Raw genomic sequence first — 24,394 nt, 5'->3', positions numbered from 1 at the left:
TCAGGATGCGCTCGGCTGCGCCACGATCATCTGCGCGACGTCGATCTTGGCGGGGATCGACCCGAACTGCTGCAGCAGGTCCGGCACGCGCTGCAGCCGCCGGGCGTCCAGAGTGGACTGGAAGGTGAGCAGCGCGGTCAGCGAGGCGGTGGCCTCGTCGACCTTCGAGAACTGCACCATCAGCGGCTCGATCTTCGAGCGGTCCGCGGATTCCTTGGTGGCGCGCAGCATCGCCCGCTGGAACGCCGCCACGGTCTTCGGGCTCGAGGAGGTGAACTTGCCCAGCGAGCCGTAACCCGCGGTCGGGAAGTCCTGCGTGGCACCCGTCGCGGTGTCGATGATCGGCACCGTGCCGTTGGACTTCGCCGAACCGGTGATGAACGGTTCGGTCAGGAAGCCCGCGTCCACGTCGCCGCGCTTCACGGCCGCGCCGATGCTCGGGAACGGCAGGGAAACCCACTGCACCTTGGAGAAGTCCACGCCGTTGTCGCGCATCACGGACTTGGTCAGCGTGTCGCAGATGGTGTTCTGCGCGGTGATCGCGATCTTCTTGCCCGCCAGGTCGCGCACGCTCTTCACCGAGCCGTTGGGAATGGCCACGACCTCGGTGCTCTTCGGGCCGGCCGAGGAAGCGTCGGACACGAACTTGATGTCGGCGCTGCCCTTGCTCTTCGCGATGAAGAACGGCGTGTAGCTCGCGTAGGCGATGTCGACCTCTCCGGACAGGAGCTTGGTCACCGACGCGTCACCACTGGCGGCGTCGACGGACTCGACGTCGAGCCCCTCGGCCTTGAAGTAGCCGTTCTGCACGGCGAGGTGGAACGGTGCGACGTCGATCGTGGGCATGATCGAGACCTTGATCTTCGTCTTCTCGAGGCCCTGACCACCGCTCGTGCTGCCCGAGTCGTCCGATCCGCCGAGCAGGCCGCAGCCGCTCGCGGTCAGTGCGACGCCGCTCGCCATGGCGAGGGAGAGGAAGCCACGGCGGCCGAATCTGGCCTGGCTGCTCCCGGCTGTTTCAAACAAGGCCACTCCTTGGAGAAATGAGGTCACAGGGGTCTTGACCGCGGGGGGATTGGTGGGTGTGGCTCATTGTCCGGAGTCACGCGGCCACTGTAGAGAAGCGACGCACCGATCACAATGGGTGGTCATGCGCGGTCCGAGAGTGTCTTGAATCACTCTTTTAGGGGATCTAGAGCATTTGGCCGAAGATCATCCGGCACGTGGAGGCTAAGCCCGAGGACGCTTGATCCGCTACCTGGGTGTTCCGGGTCGGCTGTCAAGAGGGTTACAAATCACCGACTCGTTCGCTACCCTCTGCTCCGGCAGTGTGAGGTGTGGACCACCGATGTAGTGAGAGTGAGCCTCGCTGAGAGGCACTCTGCGCGGGCCGGCACTCGTCGGCGAACTGGTGGCTTAGGCCTAATGGACCAGTGATCGACCAGTGCGGGGACCGAACGCCATGCAAGTACTGAACCGATTCCGCGTCCAGGGCGGCGCGAAACCGCACCTGGAAGTGGATCTTTTCACCCGAAAGGGTGTAATGGGCCGGGTCGCTCGGGCCGACGTGGTGCCGAGCGGGCTGCCGGGAGTGTGCGGCTAGTGGTCGCGGGCACGGCAGGCTTCAATTCACAGGGTCCCTCGGACCCGGACGACGATGGTGGTGCGGCGGTGCCGAACGAAGACACCGCGGGGGTGGGAGGGGCCCCTGCGCGCGAAAGCGGGGCGAATCCCACGCGACGGGGTTCCGTCTTCGCGCTGAACAACTGGCGGCTTCGGTCGAAGCTCGCCCTCATCCTGATCATCCCGACGCTCACCGCGCTGGTGCTCGGTGCGCTGCGCGTGGTCGACGACTCCCGCGAGGCCGTGCAGTTCGGGCACACCGCGGACCAGGTCGCGTTCGCGGGCAAGGTGACCACGGTCATCCACGACCTGCAGGGCGAGCGCAGTCTCGCCGTCGCGCGCCTGTCCTCCGGCGATGCCCTGCGCCAGACCGGGCTCGACGCGCAGATCGCGAAGGTCGACCACGACGTCGAGGACCTCCGCGACTCGCTCGTCACGCTGAATCCCGATGACCAGGCGACCAGTGATCGTTACGCCCGGGGAATCCAGCGCCTCGACGCGCTGCGCCCGTTGCGCGCGGCCGTCGCCTCGTCGGCCTACTCCGACGTCGCGGTGCTCGACACCTACTCCTCCATCCTCAACGCGCTCATCCAGCTGGGCCGCGAGGTGACCACCGCGGTCACCGACCGCGACCTGCTGCGGCTGGGCAACAGCACGCAGGCCATCAGCGAGGCCAAGGAGTTCACCCTCCGCGGCGACACGGCGCTGGAGATCGCGGCCTTCCGCAACGGCTTCCCCGGCGACCTGCTCGACCAGACCCGCGCGGCCGAAGCCAGCGGCGACGCGTCGATCCAGGCGTTCCTCGCGAGCGCCACCGACGACCAGGTGCAGCTGTACAACGACACCGTCTCGGGCCCGGAGGTCGACGACCGGCGCCGCATCCAGACGCAGGCGTTCTCCTTCGCCCAGCAGGGCGAAAACCTCAACCTCGACCCGACGCGGCTCGGGCAGGACAGCACCGTCGCTTCGGACAAGATGCGCGCGGTCGAGACGAACTTGCTGACCCAGCTGCGCACCCAGGCCGACGACCTGGCCGGCTCGGCCGTGCGCTCGGCGTGGGTCGGCGGTGTGATCGTGCTCGCGGCACTGATCGCGGCCCTGATCCTGATGCTCGTGATCGCCCGCCTGATGCTGCGGCCGCTGCGCGTGCTGCGGACCACGGCGCTCGACGTGGCGTACACGAGGCTGCCGGAGACGGTTCAGTCCATTCTGGACGATCCGGATCCCGTCAACGCCTCGAAGAAGGCCGTGGACCCGGTGCCGGTCACCTCACGTGACGAGATCGGTGAAGTGGCGCGCTCGTTCGACGTGGTCCACGGCCAGGCCGTGAAGATGGCCGCCGAACAGGCTCTGCTGCGCGAGAACGTCAACGGCATCTTCGTGAACCTCTCGCGGCGCTCGCAGCGGCTGGTGGAACGCCAGCTCGGCGTGATCGACCGGCTCGAGGCCGACGAGCAGGACCCGGACCACTTGGCGAGCCTGTTCGAGCTCGACCACCTCGCCACCCGGTTGCGGCGCAACGGTGAGTCGCTGCTGGTGCTCTCGGGCGCCGGCCTCGCGAAGTCCGTGCCCAAGCCGGTGCCGGCGGCCGACGTGATCGGCGCCGCGGTGTCGGAGATCGAGCAGTACGCCCGCATCGAGGTCGGCATCGTGCCCGAGGTCGCCGTGCAGGGCCTCGCGATCCACGACCTCGTGCACGTGCTCGCCGAACTGCTCGACAACGCGACCTACTTCTCCGAGCCGGAGACCAAGGTCACAGTGCGGGCGGTCGTCACGCGCAAGAAGGCGCTGGCCATCCAGATCACCGACCACGGCGTGGGCATGACCGACGACCGGCTCATCGAGGTCAACCAGCGCCTGGCCGATCCGCCGGACCTGGATGTGTCGGTGACGCGGCGAATGGGTCTGTACGTGGTCGCGCGCCTGGCCCAGCGCCACGGCATCGAAGTGCGGCTGCGCGAGAACGAGGACATCGAGGGCGGCGTGATCGCCCGCGTGGTGGTGCCGGCCGAGCTGCTCACCCAGCTGCGCGCGGCCAACCCCATGCCGCGCCACACGCCGCCGCCGTTGAACCGCAACGAGGTCTCGCACCCGAGCCTGCCGCCGGGCAACCGGCAGTTCGAGCCGATCGAGCAGTACGAGCAGTTCGACCAGGCCCCGCCGCCGCCTGCGGCCCCGCCCGCACCGGTGGTGCCCGCGCAGTCCAACGGTGGTCTGGTCCCGCTCGACCAGCCGATCAGCCTCGACGACCTCGTGGCCGGGAACAAGGCCGCCGGCCCGTTCCTGAGCCCGGAGGCGGCGCTGCCGGACGCCCCGGCGTGGCCGACGGCCGAGGACCTGGCTCCGCTCACCCGGCAGTCCAACGGCGATGGTGCGAGCCTGGCGGAGACCCAGTTCCCGCCGCTGGTGCTCCCGAAGCGCGAACCGAAGTACGTCGCGCCGGAGGAGCCGAAGCGGCAGGAACCCGCTGTGGACGACGGTGCGTCGGCCCTCGAGGACGACGTGCCCACGCGGCGCCTGCCGATCTACCAGTCGGTGCTTTCGCGGTGGTTCAGCGAAGGCAGTGAGGACGGCGACCAGGGCGACGAGCTCGCCGCTCCGGTCGACCAGCTCTCGGCCGAGTCGGCGCCGGAGCCCGCGGCGGCCTCGGCCGACGGCGCCTCGCCCGCCCCCTCGGCCGCCGACGTGCCGGCCGGGACCGACAGCGTCCACGACAGCCGTGAGGAGGAACCGATCGAATCGACACCCCTCTACCCCGGTTCCGACGCCGGCTGGAGCAGCGCGTCGGCCGACGAGGGCTGGCAGGCCGCGCAGTCGCTGCTGGAGAAGAAGGCCGAGGAGACCACGTCGGCGGGCCTGCCCAAGCGGGTGCCCAACGCGTACCTCGTGCCGGGTTCCATCGGCGACTCGGGCCAGTCCGAGCACAATTCGTTCACCGACGCGACGGCCGGTCTGCCCGGAACGGGTGCTATCACCCGCTCGGCCGCCGCGGCCCGCAACAGGATGGCAAGCTTCCAGCGTGGGTACACCTCCGGTCGGCACTCGTTGAAGGAACGACCGGCCGAGGCCCGGCTCGACGACGAAGGCGTACGGGTCACCGGGTCCGGGTATGTGAGCGACAGCAGTGAGGAGCGACAGTGACACGGGCGGGTGCAGTGCAGCCGGGGGGCGGCTCGGCGCAGCCGAACGGCAGGGCCGGCGGCGGCGTGGCGGGCAGCTTCGCGTGGCTGATCACGGACTTCGTCCACCGGGTGCCGGGCGCGGCCCACGCGGTGGTCGTTTCGGCCGACGGGCTCCTGCTCGCGGCTTCACGCGGGCTGCCGAAGGACCGGGCCGACCAGCTGGCGGCGGTCGCCTCCGGGCTGACCAGCCTGGCGCGCGGCGCGGCGAAGGTGTTCGAGGGCGGCCCGGTCGCGCAGACCGTGGTCGAGATGGCCAACGGCTTCCTCTTCCTCATGTCGGTGTCCGACGGCTCGTGCCTCGCGGTGCTGGGCGCGCCGGACAGTGACATCGGGCTCGTCGTGTACGAGATGACGTTGCTGGTCGAACGAGTCGGCCAGCAGCTCACGCCGGAAATGCGCGCGCAACTGCAGGGCGCTGCGATCCGCCGCTAGGCGGATCGGGAACTTCAGGAGCAGACCGTGGACGACGGGCGCTTGAGGGGCGATGGCCGGCTCGGTGACGATTTCACCGGCGGTTGGGCCGAGGCCGGTGATGGCCGGGAGGACTGGAAGTCCTTCCGGGACCGGGTCGACCGCGAGTGGAGAGAGCGGCGTGCCACCGGCTCCGACGCGGATCCGGTCCGGGAGCCGCCGAACTGGCTGACGGACTCGAACGCCGGCCAGACGCCGATCACCAGCGAGTACCGCGACCGCCTCCTCGGCGGCCCGGGTGCCGAGCTGTTCGGCGGCGCGAGCGGGCCGCTGTACGACTCGGCCGAGTTCGCTGCGTTCAGCGCGCAGCGTGACGAGTCGCCCGGGCCGTCGTCCAACGAGCTCGCCGAAGCGCTGCCGATGCAGGCCGCGCGCGAGTACGCGGACGAACCACCGGTGGCCGAGGTCGAGACCTCCGGGCTCGTGCGCCCGTACTTCCGCACGCGCGGCCGGACGAGGCCGACCTACGACCTCGCGATCGAGGCGCTCGTCTCGACGAGCGAGCAGGGGCGCGTGCTGGACCGCGTGCGCGTGCCCGAGCACCGGTCCATCTGCGATCTGTGCATCGACACCCGGTCGGTGGCCGAGGTGGCGGCGCTGCTGCGCCTGCCGCTCGGTGTCGTGCGGGTGCTCATTGGTGACGTGGCGGGTCTCGGACTGGTGCTGGTCCACACGACCAGCAGCACGAGCTCGGGCGACCGCCCCAGTATCGAGTTCATGGAAAGGGTGCTCAGTGGGCTTCGGAGAATTTGACTCCGACGCGAACACACCGCAGGTGACAGGTCCGACCTCGTCGGCCAAGATCGTGGTCGCGGGTGGGTTCGGTTCGGGCAAGACGACACTGGTCGGGGCGATTTCGGAGATCGACCCGCTGACCACCGAGGCCATGATGACCGAGGCGAGTGTCGGCCACGACGACACTTCGGCCACGCCGAACAAGACGACCACCACGGTCGCCATGGACTTCGGCCGGATCTCGCTCGACTCGGACCTCGTGCTGTACGTGTTCGGCACGCCGGGTCAGCACCGGTTCTGGTTCATGTGGGACGACCTCGCCGTCGGCGCGATCGGCGCCGTGGTGCTGGTGGACACGCGCCGCCTCGCCGACGCGTTCCCGTCCATCGACTTCTTCGAGAACCGGAAACTGCCGTACGTGGTCGCGATCAACTGCTTCGACCGCTTGCTGCACCACCAGATCGAGGACGTGCGGCACGCGCTGACGATCTCCCCGTCGGTGCCGATCATGGCCTGCGACGCGCGCGAGCGTGACTCCGCCAAGCAGGTGCTGATCTCGGTCGTGCAGCACGCCATCGCTCACGACACGGCACTGAGGGCAGGCTAGAACCCGAGTACCCGGAGCCGGGTGCGGCCGTTGGAGTGAACTCCACGTGCTTCACCCGCTTCGGGGAGTGGTGCCTCCGACCGGAGTAGGGCCCCTCGCCCGCTCTTCGGTACGGTCGGGGCCGGCAAAGCCCGAACGGGCAGCTGCACCGCCGGTGACCTGCGCAGACACCCCGCTGCGCACCGTTGCCGGCAACACCACCGAGTGACCCACGTAGGCGTGGTTCCGGAGGCGTTCGCGCGATGTGCGTCCGCTTGCGCACGCACCGTGCTCGGGTGCTCGCCGACGCGGGCTCGACAGTGTCGGGCGGGTGAATACGCTGGAACGGCGTCTTCACGCCCGCCCGGCGATCATGGCGGTGCTCGGCGGTGTTCGACCGGTTTGGAGGGACAGTGACCGTTTCCGGCCAGGAAGGCCAGTTCGGCTGGCTGATCACGGACTTCGTGCGCCGCGTGCCCGGTGCCGCCCACGCCGTGCTGGTGTCGGCCGACGGTCTCCTGCTCGCGCCCTCGGAAGGTCTGCCGCAGGAGCGCGCCGAGCAGCTCTCGGCCGTCGCGTCGGGCCTCGTGAGCCTCACGCAGGGCGCCGCCCGCTGCTTCGAGGCCGGTGGTGTGAACCAGACCGTGGTGGAGATGGAACTCGGGTACCTGTTCCTGATGTCGGTGTCCGACGGCTCGTCGCTGGCCGTGCTGGCCGCGCCGACGTGTGACATCGGCACGGTGGCGTACGAGATGACGCTGCTCGTGGAGCGCGTCGGCCAGCAGATCACGCCTGAGCTGCGCGCCCAGCTCCAGGGTGGGGTGCGTGGTTAGTAGATGAGGATCTCCGGCTTCGGCGAGCAGGACACGGGCGCTTGGGACGCGCTGCACAAGGGCACCGAACGCGAAGGCGTCGACTCGCCCAGCCACTACGAGCTGAGCACGCTGAAGACGATGCTGCCGCACCGGCGGCCGGCCACTCCGCCGCCTCCGCCCGCTCCTGTGGTCGCCGCTGCGCCTGCTCCGCCGGCGTCGTCATCGTCTTCGCCATCGTCGTCGTCGGAGTACTACGACGACGGGTACGAGTGGGTCGAGGACGGCGAATCGGGTTACTGGCAGGAGACCGGCACCTCGTCGGACTACTACGGCGCCGAGGAGTACGACGCCGAGTCGTACCTGACCCACGTCGACCGGCAGGTGCCCGAGGAGTCGGCGTACTACCAGGCCCCGGAGCGCCGGCACCTGTCCGCGGTGGACGATCCCGCGCCGTTCGAGCAGGAGCCGGGCTACAGGCTGCCGGCGGCCGATGGTTACGGTGAGCCACCGGCTGTGTCGGGGTACCAGCGGATGCCGGACGTGCCGCGGGGCTCGGGCCATGCGGCACCGGACGAGTACGCCTCGGGGTACCAGCAGTATTCGAACACCGCGCACGATTCGGGTCACCAGGTGGTCGGCACCTCCGGGTACCACCAGGTTTCCTATGCCGCGTATGCCTCGGGCTACCAGCGCGCGGAGGAGCCCACCGGCTACCACCGTGTGCCTGGGTCCGATGCGGGGTATCCGCGCGAGGTTGCGCCGGAGCACTCTGGCTACCGTCAGCTTCCCAGTGATGGTGCGGACTATCGGCGTGTGGCTGAGGAGTTTTCTCCGTCTGGTTCCGAGGAGTCGGCGGAGTTTTCCCCGGGCTACTCGGGCGAGGTTGTGCCGGGTCACTCCGGCTACCGCCAGCTTCCCGATGACGGCGCGGATTATCGGCGTGTGGCCGGGGAGTCCTATCCGTCCGGCTACGCCGAGCCGACCGAATACTCCTCGGACTACTTCGAAGCGCCCGCAGGGGAATCGACGGGCCGCCACTCCGTCGTGGAGACCCCGAGCCGGTCCGCCGAGCGCGGTGGCCGCCGCCGTGCCGCCGTCGACACCGCCGACCGCGAGTCGCGCCACCGCCCGGCCTCGGCCGGCACCGGCTACCTGCCGGTGCCCGACTCCCAGCACCGTCTCGCCGAACCGCCCGAACGAACCACCGGCGGTCGTCGGCGCGCACCGGAACCCGCCGCCACGCAGAGCGCACCGGAACCCGTTGCAGCACAAGAAGAATACCCGTACCCGCCCGAGCCCGAGACGGCGTGGACCGAACCACCGTCACGCGAAAACCCAGCCCCGGCGTCGAAACCGGCGAAATCCCGCGTGCGCCCGTACGCCCGCACCCGCGGCCGCACGCGGTCCGACCACAACCTCGCCCTGGAAGCCCTCGTCTCCACCAGCGACGACGGCCGCCGCTACCGCGGGGTGCGCTCGATCGAGCACCGGCGCATCTGCGACCTGTGCCTCGACACGCGCTCGGTCGCCGAGATCGCCGCGCACCTGCACCTGCCGCTCGGCGTCGTGAAGATCCTGGTGGGCGACATGTCCGACCTCGGCCTCGTCCGCATCCACCAGACCGACCTCGTACTGGGCGACCGCTCTTCCCGCGACTTCATGGAGCGTGTGCTGCAGGGCTTGCGCAACCTCTGACTGCACGGTGGGTCGAGTTCATGACCGCCGGGTGAACGGCCTTCAGGTGTCCGCAGTCACCGTGAGTAGTGGACTACTTCGGGCCTGTAGGCCCGTTTTCTCCGGAACTGTCGGGGGTGGCCGATAGGCCGGACATGGGCGCGCCCCGAGGGAGGGCGGGGATTTCTCGGAGGGCGGGGTTTCTCGTCCGTCGGGCTGGCGCCGACAAGCGAATACCAAGCGGCTCACCGAGCCGAGCCGAATGACCTATTCCTCCACCAACGCCACCGAAGTGATCCGGTGCAACGGATACCTCTCGTGATCCGTCCCCTCCAACACCCCACCACCCACGCGAATCGGCCGCACCACCCGCTGGCTCGCGGTGCCGCGCGAGTCGACGAAGCCGATCCAGACCTCGCGGCGTTCGAGGGTGGCGCGGGAGAGCAGTTCGAGCGTTGCGGTGGTGTCGGCGCCGCCGCCGGAGGGGGCGCGGACGGCGGAGCCGCGGCGGCGGGCGGTGGCCGCGTCGCCGGCGCGGAGGTTGGTGACGATGCGCGCGGCCTGGTCGTCGGTCAGCACCGCTTGTTCGCCCGGGCGGGAGCGGGGTGCGCGGGCCCGCGCGGGGAGCCGGCGGCCGGAGGGGCGGATGTCCACGACGCGGCCGTCCGGGCCTTCGGCCGCGGGGGCGAAACCCGCGCCGCGCAAGGCGTCCAGGACCTCGCCCAAGGACACCGGGCTGATGAGCACCGTGGGGGCGATCAGGCGCAGGTCGTACTCCGCCGCGACGGGGTGGGCGAGGACCTCGGCCAGCAGGGCTTCGTCGTCGCACCTCAGGAAGGACCCGGCGGCGCCGCCGCGGAGGCGGCCGTGGCGGCGGGCGACGTCGTCGATCAGGTACGTCAGCGCCTGCGGCACGGGGGTCGCCGACTTGGCGCGGAAGAGCGCGTGCAGTTCGTCGGCCGTGCGGCCGGTGTCCAGTGCGCGGCGCACAGTCGTCTCGGTGACGCGGTACACCGTCGCGTGCCCGGCCGACTCGATGTCGGCGACGGCGGCCATGGCGGTGGCCAGCTCGGGTTCGAGCGGTCCCGGCGCGACGACCGTGAGGTCGGCCTGCACCAGCACGTGGTCGACCGGCGCGGGCAGCGCGTCGTGCATCGACTCGACGGCGCCGGGGCGGTCGTCCTCGAGCAGCAGGCGCGTGGCGGTGGTCAGCGCGCCCAGGCCGACGAGCCCGAGCGCCGACGCCTCGGCCACGGTCCAGCGCACGGTCTCGTCCCGCAGCCGCCCGCCCCGCCGTGGCGCGCGCCACGCGAGCACGGCCACCAGCTCGTCCACGCTCTTCACACCGGCTCCGGGCGGCAGATCCGCCAGGGCGACCAGCACCCGCCGCCGCGCGACCGGCGCGAGCGGGCGGCGCAGGTCCTCCGACAGCGGCGCGATCGGCTTGTCCTTCGCGTCGCGCCCGCCCGCGAGCCCGGGCAGCCGCGGCAGCTCCAGCCACGCCTGCGCGAGCGTCATCCACCGCTGCACGGTCGGCGACGCCAGCCACGAGTCCGTGAGCGTGGTCGGCACCCACTCCGGCGTGGTCGCCTCGCTGTCGGCCACCAGCCCGGCACCCACGGCCAGCTCGGCGACGAACGACGCCCGCGATTCGTCGGCCTCCAGGTCCTTCGCCAGCTTCCGCAGCTCGCGCACACCCAGGCCACCCGACTTCAGCACGGGCGCCGGGGCAGCCGACCACGAGCGCAGCAGGGTTTCCATCTGCCGCAACAGTTCCATGGCCTCACCGGCCGCCGCGGTGTCCACAGTGTCCGTCTGATGTGGATTGACGGGCAGTGAGGGCTCGGCCAGCGTCGCGGCCTCGAACGCGGTCCCGCCACGCAGCAGCAGCCCCAGCTCGCGCGGCAGCTCCACCGTCTGGTCGTCGCGGCGCAGCAGCAGCTCGCGGGCCAGCAGCTTCTGCACGGGTGTGGCCGCGTCGGACAGCGCGACGTCGAAGCTCGCGTCGCGCGTGCGCCCGATCGGCGGACCCGCGGCCAGCGCCGTGAGCACCTTCCGCTCGTCGTCGCCGACCTCCGCGAGCCGCGCGGGCAGGTCCGCGGCCGCCAGCGCGGGCACCGGCGCGCCCAGCCCGGCCGGAAACGGTCCCAGCACGTCCCGCGCCGCCGGCGGCACGCGCAGCTCGTCGTCGTCGCCCCACACCAGCACGCGGGCCCGCAACCGGGCCAGCGGGCCCGAGATGTCTGTTCCGACGAGCTTCGAGACCGCGTCCAGCGTCACCGGCGTCGTATCCGCCCCGGCCACCAGCAACGCGTCGAGCACGGCCAGCGTGAACGTGTCCAGGTCCTCGCACGCACGCGCGACGGAACCCGGCGTGCCGGCGCGCGTGGCCAGCACGGTGGTGTCCGAGGGTGGCGGGGTCGACAGGTCGCGACGGGTGCGCAGCAGGTCGGCGAGTGCGTCGTCGGACACCGCACGCAGCCAGTCCGCCAGAGAGGTCGCGGGCATAGGCGTTCAGGATACCGGGCGGGTGAGCGGGCGCCGGGGGTGTTCGGGCAGACTGTGGGCGAACACCCCGGCACCAGGTTATGGAGGGCGTTGTGGCGAAGGGCGAGAACGGCAGGAAAAAGGGCATCGACCCCACCTGGCCGGCGGAAGACGGTGAGCACCCCGTGTCGGAGCTCGCGTCCGACCGCCAGGGCGCGCTGTCGCCGTTCGGCGACCTGACCTTCCCGCTCGACACGGTGCCCTACGTGCACCCGGAGACGGAAATCAACCGCTGAGTCCCCACCTCCGGGGAAACAACCGGGGTTACTGGTCAGTCACCCGGTTGGGGTCAGGTGGCGACGGTCACGGGGCTAGTCTTCGAAGGGTCCCAACCACAGGTTTCCCAGCGGGGAGTTAGTGCCATGCCGGTTCCCGGTCCCGGGTATTCGATCACCGTCCGGGTCGAGGCCCCGGCTTCCTCCACGGCCGCAGGTGACCTCACCACCGCGGTCGGCCGCGTCGGTGGCGTGCTCACGGCGTTCGACGTCGTCGAGTCGCACGCCGAGACGATCGTGGTCGACATCAGCGCCAACGCGCTGTCGGAGAACCACGCGCAGGACATCACCCAGGCACTCGACTCGCTGCCGGGCGTGAAGGTCCGCAAGGTCTCCGACCGGACGTTCCTGATCCACCTCGGCGGCAAGATCGAGGTCAGCCCCAAGGTCGCGCTCCGCAACCGTGACGACCTCTCCCGCGCGTACACGCCGGGTGTCGCCCGCGTCTGCCAGGCGATCGCCGCGAACCCCGAGGACGCGCGCCGCCTGACCATCAAGCGCAACACCGTGGCCGTGGTCACCGACGGCTCGGCCGTGCTCGGCCTCGGCAACATCGGCCCGGCCGCCGCGCTGCCCGTGATGGAGGGCAAGGCCGCGCTGTTCAAGAAGTTCGCCGGCGTCGACGCGTGGCCGGTGTGCCTGGACACGCAGGACACCGAGGAGATCATCAAGATCGTCAAGGCGATCGCGCCGGTCTACGCGGGCATCAACCTCGAGGACATCGCCGCGCCGCGCTGCTTCGAGATCGAGGCGCGCCTGCGTGAGCAGCTCGACATCCCGGTGTTCCACGACGACCAGCACGGCACGGCGATCGTGGTCGTCGCGGCCCTGCGCAACGCGCTGCGCGTGGTCGGCAAGAAGATCGAGGACTGCAAGATCGTGGTCAGCGGCGTCGGCGCGGCCGGCTCGGCCATCATCCGGCTGCTGCTGCGCAAGAACCCGGGTGACATCGTGGCCGCCGACATCGACGGCATCGTGCACCCCGACCGCGGCAACCTCGACGACAACCTCGCCTGGATCGCGAACCACACCAACCGCGAGAAGCAGGCCGGCACGCTGCACGAGGCGCTCGTGGGTGCCGACGTGTTCATCGGTGTCTCCGCCCCGAACCTCTTCGGCGCCGAGCAGGTCGAGACGATGAACTCCGACGCGGTCGTGTTCGCGCTGGCGAACCCCGACCCGGAGATCGACCCGCTGGAGGCACAGAAGCACGCCGCCGTGGTCGCCACCGGTCGCAGCGACTTCCCGAACCAGATCAACAACGTGCTGGCGTTCCCCGGCGTCTTCCGCGGCCTGCTCGACGCCGCCGCGACCGACATCGACGACTCGATGCTGCTCGCCGCCGCCGACGCCATCGCCGACGTGGTGGACCACGGCCGGCTCAACGCGTCGTTCATCGTGCCGAGCGTGTTCGACAACGCGGTGGCCCCGGCTGTCGCGGAGGCCGTGAAGGCGGCCGTGCGCGCGGAGGTCTCGGCCGGCTGAGTTTCCCCGCTTCACCGAGTTTCCCGCTGAGGCCCCGTCGTCGCTTCCCGCGGCGGCGGGGCCTTTTGTCGTGCGTGCCGGACCTGGCATAGCCTCCTGGGGTGAGTGAACTCAGCCATGTCGACGAAACCGGCGCCGCGCGGATGGTCGACGTCTCCGGAAAGACGGCGACCGCGCGCACGGCGCTCGCGGGCGGCACGGTGCACACCACCACCGAGGTGGTGAACCTGTTGTCCGCCAACGGGTTGCCGAAGGGCGACGCACTGGCCACGGCGCGGATCGCGGGCATCATGGGTGCCAAGCGCGTGCCGGAGCTGATCCCGTTGTGCCACCAGATCGCGTTGTCCGGCGTGAAGGTGGAGTTCGAACTGGACGGAGACGCCGTCCACATCAGCGCGACCGCGAAGACCACCGACGTCACGGGCGTGGAGATGGAAGCCCTCACGGCCGTCGCGGTGGCGGGGCTCACGGTGCACGACATGATCAAGGCCGTGGATCCGGCGGCGACGCTCGACAACGTCCGCCTGATCCGCAAGGACGGCGGCAAGACCGGCACGTGGGAGCGGCAGTCATGACCGAGGCACGGGTGATCGTGGCGTCGAACCGCGCCGCGAAGGGTGTGTACGAGGACAAAACCGGTCCGGTGCTCGTGGAATGGCTTGCCGGGCGTGGGTACTCCGTGCCCGCCCCGGTGGTCGTCGAAGACGGCGAGCCGGTGGGAATCGCATTGCGCGCGGCGGTTTCCGAGGGGGCCGCGGTGATCCTGACCACGGGCGGCACCGGCATTTCGCCGACGGACCGCACACCGGACGTCACGCGCGAAGTCCTCGACTACGAGCTGCCCGGCGTCGCGGACGCCATCCGCTCCGCCGGCCTGCCGCACGTGCCCACGGCCGTGTTGTCACGCGGCCTCGCGGGTGTCGCGGGCCGCACGCTGGTCGTGAACCTGCCCGGCTCGCGCGGTGGCGTGAAAGACGGGTTGGGCGTGCTGGAGGGAATCCTGGACCACGCCGTGGACCAGCTCGCCGGCGGTGACCACCCGCGTCCGGCCGAAACCGCGAGCACACCGGCCACAGTGGCGACACCGGTCACACCGGCCGCCTCCGCCGTGCGTGTCCTGCGGGCCGAGGTCAGCGACCAGCCGCTGTCCGTCGACGAACACGCCCGCCTGGTGGAGGACGACGCGGCCGGCGCCGTCGTGACCTTCGGCGGGGTCGTGCGCGACCACGACGGCGGCAAGGGCGTGCTCGACCTCGTCTACGAAGGCCACCCCTCCGCGGGCGAGGTGCTCGAGCAGGTCGTCGCCGAACTCGTCACGGGCTGGCCGGGCGTGCGCGCCGTGGCCGTGAGCCACCGCGTGGGCCCGCTCGCGATCGGCGACGTGGCGCTGGCGTGCGCCGTCGCCGCCGAACACCGCGGTCAGGCCTTCACGGCCTGCTCGCAGCTCGTGGACGAGGTGAAGGCCCGGCTGCCGATCTGGAAGCACCAGCACTTCACCGACGGGTCCGACGAATGGGTCAACTCACCCTGATCGCGAGAGCCCACGAAGGGCCCCACCGCCGGGGGAATTCGCGGTGGGGCCCTTTTCGTGGGATCACAGCCAACCGAACGCTGCGCCCTGGGACTTCAGGACCTCACGAGGAAGCAGAGCTCCTCGAAGATCCCAGGAGTCACTTGGTGGCGATCTTCTGACCGACCAGGATCAGGTCGGCGTTCGGGATGTAGGCCTTGTTCAGGTCCTGCAGCTTCTGGAAGCCACCCTGAACGTTGAGCTGCTTCGCGATCTTCGACAGCGTGTCGCCGGACACGACGGTGTAGTCACCGTTCGGGTTCGAGCTCGGCACGCCGGTCACCGGGGTGGCGGCGACCTTCTTCGGCGCGGTGCTGGTGCTCTTCTTCGGGGTCGACTTCTTGGCGGTCGACTTCGAGGTCGACTTGGTCGACTTGTGCGACGCGGTCGAGCCGCCGGCACCCTTGCTGTAGCAGTTCGGCCACGCGCCGCCGCCCTGGCCGGCGAGAACGCGCTCGGCGACGGCGATCTGCTGCTCGCGGGAAGCGTTCGCCGCGCTGCCGGAACCGCCGTAGGCCTTCCAGGTGCTCTGCGTGAACTGCAGGCCGCCGTAGTAGCCGTTTCCGGTGTTGGTGTTCCAGTTGCCGCTGCTCTCGCACTGCGCGACAGCGTCCCAGTTGGTCGCCGACGCGGGGGTCGCGGCGATCGCGATGGGGGCGCCGACCGCGATGCCCGCGACAGCGACGCGAGCGATGGTGCGGGTGGCGGCGGACATCTTGCGGTGCTTGCCTCGGTAAGACATGGGAATACTTCTCGGTTTTCCTGCGCCTACGAGCCTGACGGCTGAGGGCCGGGTTGGGAGCCCGTCCGCCCGTTGCCGGGCGGCAGACGCGGACAGCGCACAACGCGCGGTCTTCGTCCCCTCGTCCCTGTCCGGAAATGCTTTCGCTCGGGGTATGGGTCCGGGGATCCGCTGGACAGGGCTAGGCGCTACGGATTCCCGGTCTTGCTCGGTCGGTTCGGGGCCAACCGAAAAGCGACGGTACGTAATGAGAGCCGTGATCGGAAATTATTCGGCATGTGACCTACGTCACAGTAACAGCAGGCAACCTCTCACGATCGGCATGTTTACGCAGGTCAGAGGGCCGTTATCTGCCCGTTTTCTGCCCGAGATATTTCACGGATCGTGAGGCTTGGATCACGTCGATATGGCGCCAACGGTCCATTCGTGCAGCCATTGAGTCGGGCACCTTAAACCACTCAGTGCGAAGTTCGCCAGCGCACGCCGAGTGGTTCTGCGAGTGGCGCGGAATACGCCGTGAGCGAACTACTCCGGAGAGTAGGTATTGACGAAAAAGGCCACTCACGGCGCCTTGAGCGCCGGGTGGCGTGGTTTGGACCAACCGGCCGGACGGGCGGGTTAGGTGGCCCAGTGAGCCCCTGAGCGGGGTCTGGCGGGGTGTTCCGGCGGTCAGCCGCCGGCGAAGGGCGGGAGCACGTCGAGTTGCGCTCCGTCACCGAGAGCTCGATTCTGATCACGGACGGCAACCTCGTTCAACAGGAAGCTCGCCGCGTCGAGGATGCGCGGCAGCCGCTCCGGATGCAGTTCGCGCACCAAGCGGACCGCGTCCGCGACGGTCGAGCCCTCGGGAAGCTTCAGCTTCTCCTCTTCGACACCCGCCGCAGCGCGGGCGGAGGCGAAGTAGCGGACCAGCACGATCATCGGTTCCAGGGACTGGGGTGACATGTCATCCACCGATCGCACTCATGGGCCGGATCGGCTGCGCGAACCCGGCTTCGTTGATCTCGTGGCCCGCGAGCTTGCCCCACATCGTGGCCCGCCACGCGTCCGCCACCTCTTCATCGCGCGCGCCCGCGCGCACGAGGGCGCGCAGGTCTGTCTCGTCGTTGGAGAAGAGGCAGGAGCGCACGGCACCGTCGGCCGTGAGCCGCGTGCGCTCGCACGCGGCGCAGAACGGCCTGGTCACCGAGGCGATCACGCCCACGTCGCCGGGACCGCCGTCGACCAGCCACCGCTCGGCCGGCGCGCCGCCGCGGGCGGCCGGGAACGGCGAGAGCGTGAAGTGCTCGCCCAGCTCGGCCAGGATCTGCTCCGCGGTGATCATCTCGCCGCGGTTCCAGCCGTGCTGCGCGTCGAGGGGCATCTGCTCGATGAACCGCAGGTGGTAGCCCTCTTCGAGGCAGAACCGCAGCAGCGGCACGGCCTCGTGGTCGTTGAGCCCGCGCATCAGCACGGAGTTGACCTTCACCGGTGACAGGCCGGCGTCGCGCGCGGCGGCGAGGCCCGCCAGCACGTGGGAGAGCCGGTCGCGGCGGGTGATCCGCTCGAACAGCTCGCGGTCCACGGTGTCGAGCGACACGTTGATCCGGTCGAGGCCGGCGTCGACGAGGCCCTTCGCGCGCTTCGCGAGCCCGATCCCGTTGGTGGTCATGGAAACCCGCGGCCGCGGCTCGAGCGCCGTGATGCGCGCCACGATGCCTTCCAGGCCCCGGCGCAGCAGCGGCTCGCCGCCGGTCAGGCGGATGTCGGTGACGCCCAGCATCTCGACGGCGATGCGCATGAGCCGCACCAGCTCGTCGTCGCTGAGCACCTGCTCGCCGGGCATCCAGTCGAGGCCTTCGGCGGGCATGCAGTACGTGCAGCGCAGGTTGCAGCGGTCCGTGAGCGAAACCCGCAGATCCGTGGCCACGCGGCCGAACTGGTCGAGCAAACCGGGGTGGTCGGGCCGGGGAGCTGTGGGCGCGCCGGAAGAACCTCGTGTACCGGGGACGCGAGGAAACCCGAGATGTACTGCCGTCATTACTCACAGCTTAACTCCTGGCGGTCCGAAAAGCCGACTCCTCCTTGACCGTGGACGGCCCGGGGATCGGCGTCCCGCTGGCCGTCGGCGATCTCCCCGTGACCGCTCGCGCACGCGTCCGCCGCACCCCGATCGTCCGGCCGCCGCCGCGGTGCCATCAGGCTCGCAACCCGGAGGGTGAAACCGCTGGTAGAGCGCCTGGAACCGGTTGCCCGCGCGGGTTGTGACGTGGGTCATCGGCGGGCTCGACGGGCGTCGGCCGGCAGGCCCGTCGGGGTGCTCGGGCCGGACCCGAGCGTTATCAGAACGCAATACTCCATGCATCACACAACGAACTGCTCGACAATTCACGTTTCGCATGGCTTTTCCTCAACTGCGGCGATAATCTTCCGCGCATGCCGCAATTTCGGTTGTCCGAGGCCGCCCGACTCCTCGGCGTCAGTGACGACACCGTCCGGCGCTGGGTCCGGGGCGGTCAGCTGACCGCGACCGACGACGCAGCCGGTCGCAAGGTCGTCGACGGCGCCCAGCTCGCGGGGTTCGCCCGCGCGCAGGCCGCCGGTCCCGACGACCCGTCGGCAATCGGCCGCTCCGCCCGCAACCGCTTCGTGGGTCTCGTCACCGAGGTCACCGCCGACAAGGTGATGGCCCAGGTCGAGATGCAGTGCGGGGCGCACCGAGTGGTGTCACTGATGAGTTCGGAAGCCGTCCGCGAGCTCGGGCTGCGCCCGGGTGTGCTCGCGGTGGCCGTTGTCAAGGCGACCACCGTCGTGGTGGAGACCCCGGAAGGAACCAGATGAAGAAGCTCGCCATCGCCGTCGCGGCGGTCGCGTTGTTGACCGGCGCTTGCAGCGCCAACGACGAGGCCAGCACCAGCCCCGGCTCCGGCGGCCCCGCGGTGCCCTCGCCCGCCGGCTCGAGTGCCACGGGCACGCTGACGGTGTTCGCGGCCGCGTCGCTCACCGAGTCGTTCAACGAGATCGGCAAGGAGTTCGAGGCCGCGCACCCGGGCGTCACCGTGAAGTTCGACTACGAGGGTTCCTCGGCGCTGGTGACGAAGCTGAACAACGGCGCCAAGGCCGACGTGTTCGCCTCGGCCGACCAGGCCAACATGGACAAGGCCACGCAGGGCGGGGTGATCGACGGCCAGCCGACGGTGTTCGCCACCAACAAGCTGGCGATCGCCGTGGCCAAGGGCAACCCGAAGGGCATCAAGTCCTTCTCGGACCTGACCAAGAGCGACTTGTCCGTGGTCGTCTGCGCGCCGCAGGTGCCGTGTGGTTCCGCGACGAAGAAGGTCGAGACGGCCACCGGCGTCACGCTCAAGCCGAAGAGCGAGGAAACCGACGTCAAGCAGGTGCTGGCGAAGGTGCAGTCGGGTGACGCCGACGCGGGCCTGGTCTACGTGACCGACGCCACGTCGGCCGCGGACAAGGTCGACAAGGTCGACTTCCCGGAGGCTGCGGGTGCGATCAACAACTACCCGATCGCCGTCGTGAAGGACGCTCCGCAGCTCGCGCTGGCGAAGGAGTTCACCGACTTCGTCCTCGGCCCGCAGGGCAAGGCCGAGCTGACCAAGATCGGGTTTGGTCCGGCTCAGTAAGGGGCGGCGCGGTGCGGTGGCCGACCAGCGGCCACCGCACTCGCGGGTTCCCCTTCTCCTCTGGGTCCCCGCCGTGGTGGCGCTGGCGCTCGTGGTGCTGCCCGTCATCGGGCTGCTCGTGCGCTCGGACGTCACCCGGTTCCCGTCTCTGCTCGTCTCCGAATCGTCTTTGGCGGCGCTCAAGCTGTCGCTGATCACGGCGTTGCTGTCCACTGTCGCGTGCGTGATCTTCGGCGTGCCGCTGGCCGTGGTGCTGGCCCGTTCGCAGGTGCCCGGCACGCGGTTGTTGCGCTCGATCGTGCTGCTGCCGCTGGTGCTGCCGCCCGTGGTCGGTGGGCTCGCGCTGCTGTACCTGCTGGGGCGCAAGGGTTTCCTCGGCATCCTGATCAACGCGCTCACCGGCCAGCAGGTGCCGTTCACGACCGCGGCCGTGGTGATCGCGCAGACGTTCGTGGCCATGCCGTTCCTGGTCGTGAGCCTCGAAGGCGCGCTGCGCGGCTCCGGCGACCGCTACGAACAGGTGGCCTCGACGCTCGGCGCACGGCCGTGGACGGTGTTCCGCCGCGTGACGCTGCCGCTGCTGCTGCCCGCCCTCGGCTCGGGGGTGGTGCTCAGCTTCGCGCGTGCGCTGGGGGAGTTCGGCGCGACCATCACGTTCGCCGGCTCGCTCGAAGGCGTCACCCGGACGTTGCCGCTGGAGGTCTACACGCAGGCCGAAGTGGACGTCGACAGCGCGGTGGCGCTGTCGCTGGTGCTGATCGTGGTCGCGATCCTGGTCATCGCGGTGGCGCGGCCGCGGTCGTTCGAAGGTGGGCTGCGGTGACGCTCTCGGCTCGGATCGCGCTCTCGCGCGGCACGTTCTCCCTCGACGTCGAGTTCACCGTGCCCGAGGGGACGGTGCTGGCGCTGCTCGGGCCGAACGGCTCGGGCAAGTCCACTGTGCTTGGTGGGCTGGCCGGACTGGTGCCCGTGTCGTCGGCCGACATCACGCTGGCGGACCGGGTGCTGGCCGGGGCCGAGGTGGACTTGGCGCCGCACGCGCGTGGCATCGGGTTGCTGTCGCAGGACGCGTTGCTGTTCCCGCATCTGTCCGCTTTGGACAACGTCGCGTTCGCCCCACGGTCGGCCGGGATGGGGAAGGCCGCTTCGCGTGAGGTGGCGCGCAAGTGGCTGGTGGAGGTGGACGCTTCGGCGTTCGCGAGCCGGAAGCCCGGCCAGCTCTCGGGTGGCCAGCAGCAGCGCGTGGCTATCGCGCGGGCGCTGGCTTCGTCGCCTTCGCTGTTGCTGCTCGACGAACCGTTCGCCGCGCTCGACGTGGACGCGGCGCCCGCGATCCGCGGCCTGCTGCGCCGGGTGCTGCGCGGCGGCCCGACCACCGTGCTGGTCACGCACGACCCGCTTGACGCGCTCGCGCTGGCCGACCACGTGGCCGTGATGTCGGGCGGGCGCATCGTCGAACGCGGGCCGACGCGTGACGTGCTGGCGGCGCCGCGCACGGCGTTCACCGCGCGGATCGCCGGGCTGAACCTGGTGGCTGGGGTCGCCGAGGCCGACGGGTTGCGCACGAAGTCGGGTGACCTCGTGGCCGGGTTGCTGTCGTCCGACACCGTGGTGGGGGAGGCGGCTGTGGCGGTGTTCGAGCCGAGCGCCGTGGCCGTGTACCCGCACGACGGTGGGCACCGGGGCAGCCCGCGCAACACCGTCGATGCGACGGTGGCGGCGCTGGAACCGCACGGGCCCGTGATCCGGCTGCGAGTGACGGGCGGTGCCTGGGCCGAAGGCCTGACGGCGGACCTCACGCCGGCGGCGGTCGCGGACCTGGAGCTGGAGCCGGGTTCGGCGGTGACGCTGTCGGTGAAGGCGGCCACGGTGGCGGTGCATCCGGCGCACGCCTGAGTCGTTGGGGTCCAAGGGAAATCTCCTGATCAGGGCTGTTTTGTCGGCGGTGCGTGATACCTTGGCGTCTCGATCAAGAGAGGATGGCGAGGGTGGCAGAAGGACGCTGGACGTACCTGAGCGACATGGACGGCGTTCTGGTTCGCGAGGAGCACCTGGTGCCGCGCGCGGACGAGTTCCTCGCCGAGCTGCGCGACAACGGCATCGGTTTCCTGGTGCTCACCAACAACTCGATCTACACCCCGCGCGACCTGCGGGCCCGGCTGCTGCGCACCGGGCTCGACATCCCGGAGGAGTCGATCTGGACCTCGGCGCTGGCGACCGCGCAGTTCCTCGACTCGCAGCGGCCGGGCGGCACGGCGTTCGTGATCGGGGAGGCCGGACTGACCACGGCGTTGCACGAGGTCGGCTACGTGCTGACCGAGCGCGACCCGGACTACGTGGTGCTGGGCGAGACGCGCACGTACAGCTTCAGCTCCATCACCAACGCGATCCGGCTGATCGAGCGCGGTGCGAAGTTCATCGCCACCAATCCCGACGCGACCGGGCCCAGCGTGGAGGGTTCGCTGCCGGCCACCGGGTCCGTGGCGGCGCTGATCGAGCGCGCGACCGGGCGGTCGCCGTACTTCGTGGGCAAGCCGAATCCGCTGATGATGCGGTCGGCGCTGCGCCGGCTGGGTGCGCATTCGGAGTCGACGCTGATGATCGGCGACCGCATGGACACCGACATCCACGCGGGCATCGAGGCGGGCTTGCAGACGATCCTCGTGCAGACGGGGATTTCCACTCCGGAGTCGGCCGAACGCTATCCGTACCGGCCGACGATGGTGATCGACTCGGTCGCGGACCTGATCGGGCGAACCCTGGACCCGTTCGGCGAAGGCTGACCGGCGTGCGCGCCGGAGCAGGGCCTATCGTCGAACGATGAGCGTGTATGTGGTGGGCGACGTCCACGGGCACCGCGACGCCCTGGCCGACGCACTGCGCGCCGAGGGGCTCGTCGACGGCGACGGCAAGTGGACCGGCGCCGACGACTCGCTGTGGTTCCTCGGCGACTTCGTCGACCGCGGTCCCGACGGCGTCGGCGTGATCGACTTCGTGCGCTCGCTGCAGGACCAGGCCGCCGAGGACGGCGGGTCCGTGCAGATGCTGCTGGGCAACCACGAGATCCTGCTGCTGGGGATGTACCACTTCGGCGACCGTCAGGTGCCGTCGGACTTCGGGCCGCGCAGCTTCGCCCGCAGCTGGGAGATCAATGGCGGCCTGCTGTCCGACCAGGACCGCCTCACGCCCGAACACATCGAGTGGCTTTCGGCCCGCCCGCTGGTCGCGCTGGTCGACGACCACCTGCTGATGCACTCCGACACGCTCGAGTACCTCGACTGGGGTTCCGACATCGCTTCCATCAACGCGTCGGTCGGCGAAATCCTGCTCGGCAGCGACATCGAGGCGTGGTGGGACGTGTGGCGCCGCATGACCACGCGCTACGCCTTCCGCGGCCCCGAGGGCGAGGACAACGCGTCGGCGCTCATGGAGAAACTCGGCGGCTCGCGGATCGTCCACGGCCACAGCGTGATCGCGGACCAGCTGGGCATCCACCCGGCCCAGATCGAGGGCCCGTACCTCTACGCCGGCGGCAAGGCCCTGGGCATCGACGGCGGCCTCTTCGTGGGCGGGCCGTGCCTGGTGGTGGAGCTGCCGTTCGTCCCGGAGTCCTAGGGCACGTCGACGATCTCCTTGCCCAGCGGCATGAGCGACACCGGGATGAGCTTGAAGTTCGCCAGCCCCAACGGGATCCCGATGATCGTGATGCACAGGGCCACGCCGGTGACCACGTGCCCGATCGCCAGCCACAACCCGGCGAAGATGAACCAGATGATGTTCCCCAGCACCGACCCGACCCCCGCGTCGCGCCGGTCGACCACCGTCCGGCCGAACGGCCACAGCGCGTAGTTTGCGATCCGGAACGACGCCAGGCCGAACGGGATGGTGATGATGAGGATGCAGCAGACGATGCCCGCGAGGACGTAGCCCAAGGCCATCCAGAGGCCGCAGAGGACGAGCCAGATGATGTTCAGCAGCAGGCGCATCAGACGTGCAACTCCCCACTCACCACGGTGACCGCCTGTCCGCTGATGAGCACGCGGTCGTTGTCCAACTCGGTGCGGACGATGCCGCCCCGTCGCGAGATCTGCTTGCCGGTCAGGTCTTTTCTGCCCAGCTTCCTCGCCCAGTAGGGCGCCAGCGCGCAGTGCGCCGACCCGGTGACGGGGTCCTCGTCCACCCCCACGCCGGGCCCGAAGAACCGGCTGACGAAGTCGTGTTGCCCGCTTCTCGCGGTGACGATCAGCCGCCCGGTCCAGGTGCGCTTCAACTCGTCGAGATCCGGCTCCACCCTCGCGACCTCTTCTTGGCTGCCGAGCTCGACGAACAGGTTCTCCCTGCTGCGCCCCACGAATCGTGCCTCGTTCGCGACGATGTGGCTGACGTCCTCTCGCGTCTCCCGCGGCTCGTCGACGGGGAAATCCATCTCGATCCAGCCGTCTTCGCGTTTTGTGCAGGTGAGAATCCCGCTGCGGGTGTCGTACTTCTGCGTCCCCCCGAGCACCTGCGTCGCCGCGATAGTGGCGTGGCCGCACAGGTCGACCTCGGTGGTCGGTGTGAACCACCGCAGGCTCGTGGTGGTTTCGGTCTTCTTGACGAAGGCCGTCTCGGAGTGCTTCATCTCCCGCGCAACCTGTTGCATCCAGGCGGCGTCCACGTCCCCCTCCAGCACCACCACCCCGGCCGGATTCCCGGCGAACGCCTCTCCGGTGAACGCATCGACCACGTAGAACCGCATGGTTTGACGGTACCGGCGCGGGGTGGGTGGGGGTGTCAGGGTTTACCCTGGATTTTGTGGGGTGTCGCTTTGTCGACCTGGGCACTTGTTGCTGCTCGGCTGGTGTTGTCGTGGCCTCGCCTTCGCCTGGTCACCGCGGCCCTTCCCGGCACGAACCGCCATTCACCGTCTGCTGCGGGGCTCTCGGGGGCGCGGGGTAGCCGGCTCGAGGCGCCGGTGGTCGTGCCGCCGGGTCGGGCAAGGCTCCGGTGATGAGCGGTTCTCTTGCTCGGCCTCACGAGGTGCAATGCGAGCGTTGCTCACTTTCTTCTAGCCGGCGGCGCGGCCC

Annotated in this window: 23 protein-coding genes; 16 read left to right on the top strand and 7 right to left on the bottom strand. The window is 70.0% G+C overall.

The genetic code is table 11. The annotated features are described in order from the left end of the window. Entirely contained in the window at positions 1-963 is a 963-nt protein-coding gene (locus ACWEOE_RS05430; protein WP_452004597.1) for an ABC transporter substrate-binding protein, read from the bottom strand. Between the two features lie 708 nt (positions 964-1,671). Here ACWEOE_RS05430 and ACWEOE_RS05425 point away from each other — a divergent pair. The 6 genes from ACWEOE_RS05425 to ACWEOE_RS05400 all read left to right on the top strand — a co-directional run bounded on the left by ACWEOE_RS05425 (position 1,672) and on the right by ACWEOE_RS05400 (position 9,107). Beyond that, a complete protein-coding gene (locus tag ACWEOE_RS05425; RefSeq protein WP_452004268.1) occupies positions 1,672-4,764 on the top strand; it encodes a sensor histidine kinase in 3,093 nt (1,030 codons plus the stop codon). Further along, positions 4,761-5,237 (top strand): roadblock/LC7 domain-containing protein, encoded by a 477-nt coding sequence (locus ACWEOE_RS05420; RefSeq protein ID WP_370643691.1) that lies wholly within the window; start codon positions 4,761-4,763, stop codon positions 5,235-5,237. The genes ACWEOE_RS05425 and ACWEOE_RS05420 overlap by 4 nt, the downstream gene beginning before the upstream one ends. Before the next feature lie 27 nt (positions 5,238-5,264). After that, positions 5,265-6,029, top strand: a complete 765-nt coding sequence (locus ACWEOE_RS05415) for a DUF742 domain-containing protein (RefSeq protein WP_452004265.1) — start codon at positions 5,265-5,267, stop codon at positions 6,027-6,029. Further along, entirely contained in the window at positions 6,010-6,618 is a 609-nt protein-coding gene (locus ACWEOE_RS05410) for a GTP-binding protein (protein WP_285972089.1), read from the top strand. Before ACWEOE_RS05415 ends, ACWEOE_RS05410 begins: the two co-directional genes overlap by 20 nt. Positions 6,619-7,010: 392 nt before the next feature. Beyond that, a complete protein-coding gene (locus ACWEOE_RS05405; protein WP_452004261.1) occupies positions 7,011-7,430 on the top strand; it encodes a roadblock/LC7 domain-containing protein in 420 nt (139 codons plus the stop codon). 3 nt (positions 7,431-7,433) lie between these two features. Further along, positions 7,434-9,107 carry a DUF742 domain-containing protein gene (locus tag ACWEOE_RS05400; RefSeq protein WP_452004259.1) on the top strand — a complete coding sequence of 558 codons (1,674 nt, stop codon included), beginning with the start codon at positions 7,434-7,436 and terminating at the stop codon, positions 9,105-9,107. A 246-nt stretch (positions 9,108-9,353) separates the two neighbouring features. On the opposite strand, the gene ACWEOE_RS05395 is transcribed toward ACWEOE_RS05400, so the two are convergent. Beyond that, positions 9,354-11,594: a helicase-associated domain-containing protein gene (locus ACWEOE_RS05395; protein WP_452004256.1), complete on the bottom strand. Its 2,241-nt coding sequence runs from the start codon at positions 11,592-11,594 to the stop codon at positions 9,354-9,356. A 92-nt stretch (positions 11,595-11,686) separates the two neighbouring features. Here ACWEOE_RS05395 and ACWEOE_RS05390 point away from each other — a divergent pair, with 92 nt between their 5' ends. From ACWEOE_RS05390 to ACWEOE_RS05375, 4 genes are all read left to right on the top strand, one after another. After that, a complete protein-coding gene (locus ACWEOE_RS05390; RefSeq protein ID WP_366188696.1) occupies positions 11,687-11,869 on the top strand; it encodes a hypothetical protein in 183 nt (60 codons plus the stop codon). Positions 11,870-11,995: 126 nt separating this feature from the next. Beyond that, the gene (locus ACWEOE_RS05385) at positions 11,996-13,393 is read left to right on the top strand and encodes a malic enzyme-like NAD(P)-binding protein (RefSeq protein WP_452004253.1); all 1,398 of its coding nucleotides are present in this window, start codon (positions 11,996-11,998) and stop codon (positions 13,391-13,393) included. Between the two features lie 101 nt (positions 13,394-13,494). Continuing rightward, a complete protein-coding gene (gene moaC, locus ACWEOE_RS05380; RefSeq protein WP_452004251.1) occupies positions 13,495-13,968 on the top strand; it encodes a cyclic pyranopterin monophosphate synthase MoaC in 474 nt (157 codons plus the stop codon). After that, positions 13,965-14,924: a molybdenum cofactor biosynthesis protein MoaE gene (locus ACWEOE_RS05375; RefSeq protein ID WP_452004249.1), complete on the top strand. Its 960-nt coding sequence runs from the start codon at positions 13,965-13,967 to the stop codon at positions 14,922-14,924. Before moaC ends, ACWEOE_RS05375 begins: the two co-directional genes overlap by 4 nt. Positions 14,925-15,063: 139 nt before the next feature. On the opposite strand, the gene ACWEOE_RS05370 is transcribed toward ACWEOE_RS05375, so the two are convergent. The 3 genes from ACWEOE_RS05370 to moaA form a co-directional block, all read right to left on the bottom strand. Continuing rightward, entirely contained in the window at positions 15,064-15,705 is a 642-nt protein-coding gene (locus ACWEOE_RS05370; protein ID WP_452004247.1) for a transglycosylase family protein, read from the bottom strand. 669 nt (positions 15,706-16,374) lie between these two features. Further along, positions 16,375-16,626, bottom strand: coding sequence for a MoaD/ThiS family protein (locus tag ACWEOE_RS05365; protein ID WP_452004244.1), 252 nt, complete (start codon positions 16,624-16,626; stop codon positions 16,375-16,377). Between the two features lie 25 nt (positions 16,627-16,651). Continuing rightward, positions 16,652-17,725 carry a GTP 3',8-cyclase MoaA gene (gene moaA, locus ACWEOE_RS05360; protein ID WP_452004241.1) on the bottom strand — a complete coding sequence of 358 codons (1,074 nt, stop codon included), beginning with the start codon at positions 17,723-17,725 and terminating at the stop codon, positions 16,652-16,654. 395 nt (positions 17,726-18,120) lie between these two features. Between moaA and ACWEOE_RS05355 the strand changes: the two genes are divergently transcribed. From ACWEOE_RS05355 to ACWEOE_RS05330, 6 genes are all read left to right on the top strand, one after another. Beyond that, positions 18,121-18,525, top strand: a complete 405-nt coding sequence (locus tag ACWEOE_RS05355; RefSeq protein ID WP_452004239.1) for a TOBE domain-containing protein — start codon at positions 18,121-18,123, stop codon at positions 18,523-18,525. After that, on the top strand, positions 18,522-19,328 hold the full coding sequence (modA, locus tag ACWEOE_RS05350) for a molybdate ABC transporter substrate-binding protein (RefSeq protein WP_452004236.1): 807 nt from the start codon (positions 18,522-18,524) through the stop codon (positions 19,326-19,328). Before ACWEOE_RS05355 ends, modA begins: the two co-directional genes overlap by 4 nt. A gap of 16 nt (positions 19,329-19,344) precedes the next feature. Beyond that, positions 19,345-20,151, top strand: a complete 807-nt coding sequence (locus ACWEOE_RS05345) for an ABC transporter permease (protein ID WP_452004233.1) — start codon at positions 19,345-19,347, stop codon at positions 20,149-20,151. Next, on the top strand, positions 20,148-21,224 hold the full coding sequence (locus ACWEOE_RS05340; RefSeq protein ID WP_452004231.1) for a sulfate/molybdate ABC transporter ATP-binding protein: 1,077 nt from the start codon (positions 20,148-20,150) through the stop codon (positions 21,222-21,224). The genes ACWEOE_RS05345 and ACWEOE_RS05340 overlap by 4 nt, the downstream gene beginning before the upstream one ends. A 92-nt stretch (positions 21,225-21,316) precedes the next feature. Further along, on the top strand, positions 21,317-22,111 hold the full coding sequence (locus tag ACWEOE_RS05335; protein WP_452004228.1) for an HAD-IIA family hydrolase: 795 nt from the start codon (positions 21,317-21,319) through the stop codon (positions 22,109-22,111). Positions 22,112-22,148: 37 nt separating this feature from the next. Beyond that, positions 22,149-22,943 (top strand): metallophosphoesterase family protein, encoded by a 795-nt coding sequence (locus ACWEOE_RS05330; protein WP_452004225.1) that lies wholly within the window; start codon positions 22,149-22,151, stop codon positions 22,941-22,943. Here ACWEOE_RS05330 and ACWEOE_RS05325 read toward each other — a convergent pair. Both ACWEOE_RS05325 and ACWEOE_RS05320 read right to left on the bottom strand, forming a co-directional pair. Further along, positions 22,940-23,314 carry a YccF domain-containing protein gene (locus tag ACWEOE_RS05325; protein ID WP_452004223.1) on the bottom strand — a complete coding sequence of 125 codons (375 nt, stop codon included), beginning with the start codon at positions 23,312-23,314 and terminating at the stop codon, positions 22,940-22,942. The two genes, ACWEOE_RS05330 and ACWEOE_RS05325, sit on opposite strands and share 4 nt — an antisense overlap. Then, positions 23,314-24,066 (bottom strand): PhzF family phenazine biosynthesis protein, encoded by a 753-nt coding sequence (locus tag ACWEOE_RS05320; RefSeq protein ID WP_452004221.1) that lies wholly within the window; start codon positions 24,064-24,066, stop codon positions 23,314-23,316. Before ACWEOE_RS05320 ends, ACWEOE_RS05325 begins: the two co-directional genes overlap by 1 nt. Positions 24,067-24,394: the final 328 nt, after the last annotated feature.

Source organism: Amycolatopsis sp. NPDC004368 (assembly GCF_053602515.1).
This window is presented reverse-complemented; position numbering and strand designations above follow the sequence as displayed.

What these genes read in the sequence shown, in the direction of transcription:
- ACWEOE_RS05430 (WP_452004597.1), bottom strand. Translation starts at nt 963, where the DNA reads ATGGCGAGCGGCGTCGCACTGACCGCGAGCGGCTGCGGCCTGCTCGGC.
- ACWEOE_RS05400 (WP_452004259.1), top strand. Translation starts at nt 7,434, where the DNA reads ATGAGGATCTCCGGCTTCGGCGAGCAGGACACGGGCGCTTGGGACGCG.
- ACWEOE_RS05395 (WP_452004256.1), bottom strand. Translation starts at nt 11,594, where the DNA reads ATGCCCGCGACCTCTCTGGCGGACTGGCTGCGTGCGGTGTCCGACGAC.
- ACWEOE_RS05385 (WP_452004253.1), top strand. Translation starts at nt 11,996, where the DNA reads ATGCCGGTTCCCGGTCCCGGGTATTCGATCACCGTCCGGGTCGAGGCC.
- ACWEOE_RS05375 (WP_452004249.1), top strand. Translation starts at nt 13,965, where the DNA reads ATGACCGAGGCACGGGTGATCGTGGCGTCGAACCGCGCCGCGAAGGGT.
- ACWEOE_RS05370 (WP_452004247.1), bottom strand. Translation starts at nt 15,705, where the DNA reads ATGTCTTACCGAGGCAAGCACCGCAAGATGTCCGCCGCCACCCGCACC.
- ACWEOE_RS05365 (WP_452004244.1), bottom strand. Translation starts at nt 16,626, where the DNA reads ATGATCGTGCTGGTCCGCTACTTCGCCTCCGCCCGCGCTGCGGCGGGT.
- moaA (WP_452004241.1), bottom strand. Translation starts at nt 17,725, where the DNA reads ATGACGGCAGTACATCTCGGGTTTCCTCGCGTCCCCGGTACACGAGGT.
- ACWEOE_RS05355 (WP_452004239.1), top strand. Translation starts at nt 18,121, where the DNA reads ATGCCGCAATTTCGGTTGTCCGAGGCCGCCCGACTCCTCGGCGTCAGT.
- modA (WP_452004236.1), top strand. Translation starts at nt 18,522, where the DNA reads ATGAAGAAGCTCGCCATCGCCGTCGCGGCGGTCGCGTTGTTGACCGGC.
- ACWEOE_RS05330 (WP_452004225.1), top strand. Translation starts at nt 22,149, where the DNA reads ATGAGCGTGTATGTGGTGGGCGACGTCCACGGGCACCGCGACGCCCTG.
- ACWEOE_RS05325 (WP_452004223.1), bottom strand. Translation starts at nt 23,314, where the DNA reads ATGCGCCTGCTGCTGAACATCATCTGGCTCGTCCTCTGCGGCCTCTGG.
- ACWEOE_RS05320 (WP_452004221.1), bottom strand. Translation starts at nt 24,066, where the DNA reads ATGCGGTTCTACGTGGTCGATGCGTTCACCGGAGAGGCGTTCGCCGGG.